Origin of the sequence: Desertihabitans aurantiacus (assembly GCF_003344635.1) — a bacterium.
Taxonomy (GTDB): domain Bacteria; phylum Actinomycetota; class Actinomycetes; order Propionibacteriales; family Propionibacteriaceae; genus Desertihabitans; species Desertihabitans aurantiacus.
The window spans coordinates 1-4479 of the sequence record NZ_QPKK01000289.1; the positions used below are offsets into that span (position 1 = coordinate 1).

Below are 4479 nucleotides of genomic sequence, written 5' to 3' on the forward strand. Positions count from 1 at the left end.
CGGCGGAGCACCCGGCGAGCAGCGCCGCCGACAGCAGCACACCGCCCAGCACGGCCGCACCCGACCGGCCCGCGGAAGACATCACCGACGCAGACTAGTGGGTAGGCTGCCCGGCGATGACCAGCGAACCACAGTCCTCCCCCGCGGCCGCCGGGTCGGCTCCCGAGCCGTTGGAGAACGACCTCAACCCCGACGTCGACGAGGCGCCGCGCAAGCACCGGCTACCCGCCGCCGTGCGGGCCATGCGTCCGCGCCAGTGGACCAAGAACATCCTGGTGTTCACCGCCCCGCTGGCCAGCGGCGAGCTGCTCGACCCGGTCGTGCTGGGCAAGGCGGCGCTGGCCTTCGTCGCCTTCTGCCTGGTCAGCGCCTGCGTCTACCTCATCAACGACATCCACGACGTGGCCGAGGACCGGCTGCACCCGAAGAAGCGGTTCCGCCCGATCGCCGCCGGCGAGCTGTCGGTGCCGGCCGCGTGGGTGCTGGCCGTGGTGAGCGGACTGGTCGGCTTCGCCGTCGCCTACGCCACCGCGGTGCCGCTGGGGATCACCGTGACGGTGTACCTGGTGCTGCAGGTCGTGTACTCGATGTTCCTCAAGCACATGCCGATCATCGACCTGGCCATGGTCTCCTCGGGCTTCCTGCTGCGCGCCATCGCCGGCGGGGCGGCCGGTGACATCGAGCTGAGCCAGTGGTTCCTGCTGGTGGCCTCCTTCGGCTCGCTGTTCATGGTCGCCGGCAAGCGCTACTCCGAGTTCGTCGCCCTCGGCGTCGAGGCCGGCACCCGCAAGTCGCTGGAGCGCTACTCCGAGAGCTACCTGCGCTTCTCCTGGATGCTGGCCGCCGTCATGGTGGTCGTCAGCTACAGCCTGTGGGCCTTCGAGGAGCGCGCCGGCGGCGCCTGGGGGATCAACTGGGCCGCCATCTCGATCGCCCCGTTCACCCTGGCGATGCTGCAGTACGCGATGGAGGTCGACACCGGCCAGGCCGGCGAACCGGAGGACATCGTGCTCAAGGACCGGGTGCTGCAGGTGCTCGGTCTGATCTGGGTCGTCCTCATCGGTCTGGCCGTCTACGGAGGGAGCCCCGCATGAACCAGTCCACCCTCTACGGCTGGGGCCGCACCCGGCGCACCGTCGCCGAGCTGGCGCCGGTCCGCACCGTCGAGGAGGCGCAGGAGGCGCTCCGCCGCGCGGACGGCCGCGGGCTGATCGCCCGCGGCCTGGGCCGCAGCTACGGCGACGCCGCCCAGAACTCCGGCGGGCTCAACCTCGACCTCACCCAGCTCGACCGCATCCTCGCGGTGGACGCCGAGGGCGACGACCCCACCGTCACCGTCGAGGCCGGGGTCAGCCTGGACACGCTGATGAAGGCGGCGCTGCCGTTCGGGCTGTGGGTGCCGGTGCTGCCCGGCACCCGCCAGGTCACCATCGGCGGGGCGATCGGGGCCGACATCCACGGCAAGAACCACCACACCCAGGGCTCCTTCGGCAACCACGTGCGCAGCATGGACCTGCTGCTGGCCGACGGCGAGATCCGCACCCTCACCCCCGACGGCGAGGACGCCGACCTGTTCTGGGCCACCGTCGGCGGGATGGGGCTGACCGGGCTGGTGCTGCGCGCCACGGTCGCCATGCAGCGCACCGCCTCGGCCTACTTCAGCGTCGACACCGACCAGACCCGCGACCTGGACGACCTGCTGGAGCGGATGAAGACCGGCGACGACGGCTACACCTACTCCGTCGCCTGGTTCGACGCCGTCACCCGCGGCGCCAGCCTCGGCCGGGCCGTCCTCACCCGGGGCAACAAGGCCCGCCTCGAGGAGCTGCCAGAGAAGCTGCGCCGCGACCCCCTGAAGTTCACCGCCCCGCAGCTCGGCACCATCCCGGCGGTGTTCCCCAACGGGCTGGTCAACCGGCTCACCGCCAAGGCCTTCAGCGAGCTCTGGTACCGCAAGGCCCCCCGGCACCGGGTCGGGGAGATCCAGAACATCACCCAGTTCTTCCACCCCCTCGACATCGTCGCGGAGTGGAACCGGGTGTACGGGCCGGGCGGCTTCCTGCAGTACCAGTTCGTGGTGCCGTTCGAGGCCGAGGAGGCCTTCCGGCAGGCCGTGGTGCTGATCGCGGAGTCCGGGCACGTGTCCTGCCTCAACGTGCTCAAGCGGTTCGGCCCCGGCAACGACTCCCCGCTGTCGTTCCCCATGCCCGGCTGGACGCTCACCGTCGACATCCCGATCAGCGACAGCCTGGACCGGCTGTGCCGGCGGCTGGACGAGATCGTGCTCGGCGCCGGCGGCCGGCTCTACCTGGCCAAGGACTCGCGGATGGACGCGGCCACCTTCGCCCGGATGTACCCGCGGCTGGACGACTTCCGGGCCGTCCGCGACCGGGTCGACCCCGACCACCGCTTCGCCTCCGACCTGTCCCGACGTCTCGGCCTGTGAGCCGGGCCCACCCGAGGAGATCCATGGACGCCCTGGGCAACCCCCAGTCGGTGCTGCTGCTCGGCGGCACCTCCGACATCGCGCTCGCGATCGTGCGCCGCTACGCCCCTGAGCACCAGCCGGAGGGGGCCCGCCCGCGGGTGGTGCTGGCTGCCCGGCCCGGTGAGCGGCGCGACGCCGCGGCCGAGGGCCTGCGCGCGGAGGGCTTCCCCGTGGAGACCGTCGACTTCGAGGCCCGCCGGCCCGAGACGCACGCCGCCACCATCGAGCAGGCCTTCGCCGGCGGCGACATCGACATCACGGTGGTCGCCTTCGGGCTGCTCGGCGAGGCCGAGCGGGCCTGGACCGACGCCGACCACGCGCTGGAGCTGGCCGAGGTCAACTTCACCGCCCCGGTGCACACCGGCGTCCTGCTCGCCGACGCGCTGCGCCGCCAGGGCCACGGCCAGGTCGTGGCGCTGTCCTCGGTCGCCGGGGAGCGGGTGCGCCGCTCCAACTTCGTCTACGGCTCCACCAAGGCCGGCTTCGACGGCTTCTACCTCGGCCTCGGCGAGGCGCTCGCCCCGCACGGGATCAAGGTGCTGGTCGTCCGTCCGGGCTTCGTCCGCTCCAAGATGACCGCCGGCATGGACGCCGCCCCGCTCGCGGTCACCCCCGAGCAGGTGGCCGAGCAGACGGTCGCGGCCGTCCGCGCCGGCAAGGAGCTGGTCTGGGTGCCGGGCGCGTTCCGCTTCGTCATGATGGTGCTGCGCCACATCCCCCGGGTGGTCTTCCGCCGCCTGCCGATCTGAGGACCCCGCCGATGGCCACGATCACCGCTGCTCGGGCCCGCCTGGTCGACCTCGAGGTCGAGACCGTCCGCACCGACGCCGTGCAGGCCTTCCTCAAGCAGGAGACGCTGCTGGTCGAGGTCGACACCGACGACGGCCTGACGGGCACCGGCTACTCCTACACCATCGGCACCGGCGGCCGGGCCGTGCTGTCGATGCTCACCGAGCACCTGCTGCCCCGGCTGCCGGGCCAGCGCGCGGAGCGGGTCGAGCACCTGTGGCACGACCTGTTCGCCTCCACCCGGGCCACCACCACCGGCGCCATCACCTCCCTCGCGCTGGCCGCGGTCGACACCGCCCTGTGGGACCTGCGCTGCCTGCGGGCCGGTGAGCCGCTGTGGCAGGTGGCCGGCGGGTTCCGCCGTGAGGTGCCGCTCTACGACACCGAGGGTGGCTGGCTGCACCTGTCCACCGACGAGCTGGTGGCCGGGGCGCTGGCCTCGCAGCGGGCCGGCTGGGGCGGGGTCAAGCTCAAGGTGGGCAAGCCGCGGCTGCACGAGGACCTCGAGCGGCTGATGGCCGTCCGCGAGGCCGTCGGGCCCGACCTCGACCTGATGGTCGACGCCAACCAGTCGATGACCGCGGCCGAGGCGATCCGCCGCGCGCACGCCTGGGCGCCGGCCGACCTCAGCTGGTTCGAGGAGCCGCTGCCGGCCGACGACGTCAGCGGCCACGTCCGGCTGGCCCGCTCCACACCCGTCCCGGTGGCGGTCGGTGAGTCGATGTACTCGCCTGCCCAGTTCGCCGAGTACCTGCAGCGCGGCGCGGCCGGCATCGTCCAGGTCGACGTCGCCCGGGTCGGCGGGATCACCCCCTGGCTCAAGGTCGCCCACCTCGCCGAGGCGTTCAACGTGGCGGTCTGCCCGCACTTCCTGATGGAGCTGCACGTCAGCCTGGTGGCCGCCGTCCCCAACGGCCGATACGTCGAGCACATCCCCCAGCTGCGCGCGGTCACCCGCACCGAGCTGGAGGTCCGCGACGGCCGCGCGCTCGCCCCCGACGTCCCCGGCCTGGGGATCAGCTGGGACGCCGACGCGCTGGCCGACCGCACGGTCGCCTGAGCAGTCGACGCCGAGGCGTGGCCCGGTGTTCCCCCGGTCGTCACCCGGGGTCCGCCTGGCACTGGGAGAACGGGAGAGCGCCTCCGGGCTGCCCGTCCGGAGCACCACCCCCACCCCCCGAGGACGACCCATGACCCCCACC

The 4479-nt window shown here is 72.9% G+C and carries 4 protein-coding genes; all 4 read left to right on the forward strand.

The genetic code is table 11. The features are described from left to right. The first annotated feature begins 116 nt into the window (after positions 1 to 116). The 4 genes from DVA66_RS17445 to DVA66_RS17460 are packed head-to-tail and all read left to right on the forward strand — an operon-like array spanning position 117 to position 4337. A complete protein-coding gene (locus tag DVA66_RS17445; protein ID WP_114561201.1) occupies positions 117 to 1094 on the forward strand; it encodes a decaprenyl-phosphate phosphoribosyltransferase in 978 nt (325 codons plus the stop codon). Further along, positions 1091 to 2446 (forward strand): FAD-binding oxidoreductase, encoded by a 1356-nt coding sequence (locus DVA66_RS17450; protein ID WP_114561202.1) that lies wholly within the window; start codon positions 1091 to 1093, stop codon positions 2444 to 2446. Before DVA66_RS17445 ends, DVA66_RS17450 begins: the two co-directional genes overlap by 4 nt. 23 nt (positions 2447 to 2469) lie before the next feature. Continuing rightward, the gene (locus tag DVA66_RS17455; RefSeq protein ID WP_114561203.1) at positions 2470 to 3237 is read left to right on the forward strand and encodes a decaprenylphospho-beta-D-erythro-pentofuranosid-2-ulose 2-reductase; all 768 of its coding nucleotides are present in this window, start codon (positions 2470 to 2472) and stop codon (positions 3235 to 3237) included. Positions 3238 to 3248: 11 nt separating this feature from the next. After that, the gene (locus DVA66_RS17460; RefSeq protein WP_114561204.1) at positions 3249 to 4337 is read left to right on the forward strand and encodes a mandelate racemase/muconate lactonizing enzyme family protein; all 1089 of its coding nucleotides are present in this window, start codon (positions 3249 to 3251) and stop codon (positions 4335 to 4337) included. Positions 4338 to 4479: the final 142 nt, after the last annotated feature.

Bases quoted from the DNA above. Each gene is read 5' to 3' on its own strand.
- DVA66_RS17460 (WP_114561204.1), top strand. From the start codon at position 3,249: ATGGCCACGATCACCGCTGCTCGGGCCCGCCTGGTCGACCTCGAGGTC.
- DVA66_RS17445 (WP_114561201.1), top strand. From the start codon at position 117: ATGACCAGCGAACCACAGTCCTCCCCCGCGGCCGCCGGGTCGGCTCCC.
- DVA66_RS17455 (WP_114561203.1), top strand. From the start codon at position 2,470: ATGGACGCCCTGGGCAACCCCCAGTCGGTGCTGCTGCTCGGCGGCACC.
- DVA66_RS17450 (WP_114561202.1), top strand. From the start codon at position 1,091: ATGAACCAGTCCACCCTCTACGGCTGGGGCCGCACCCGGCGCACCGTC.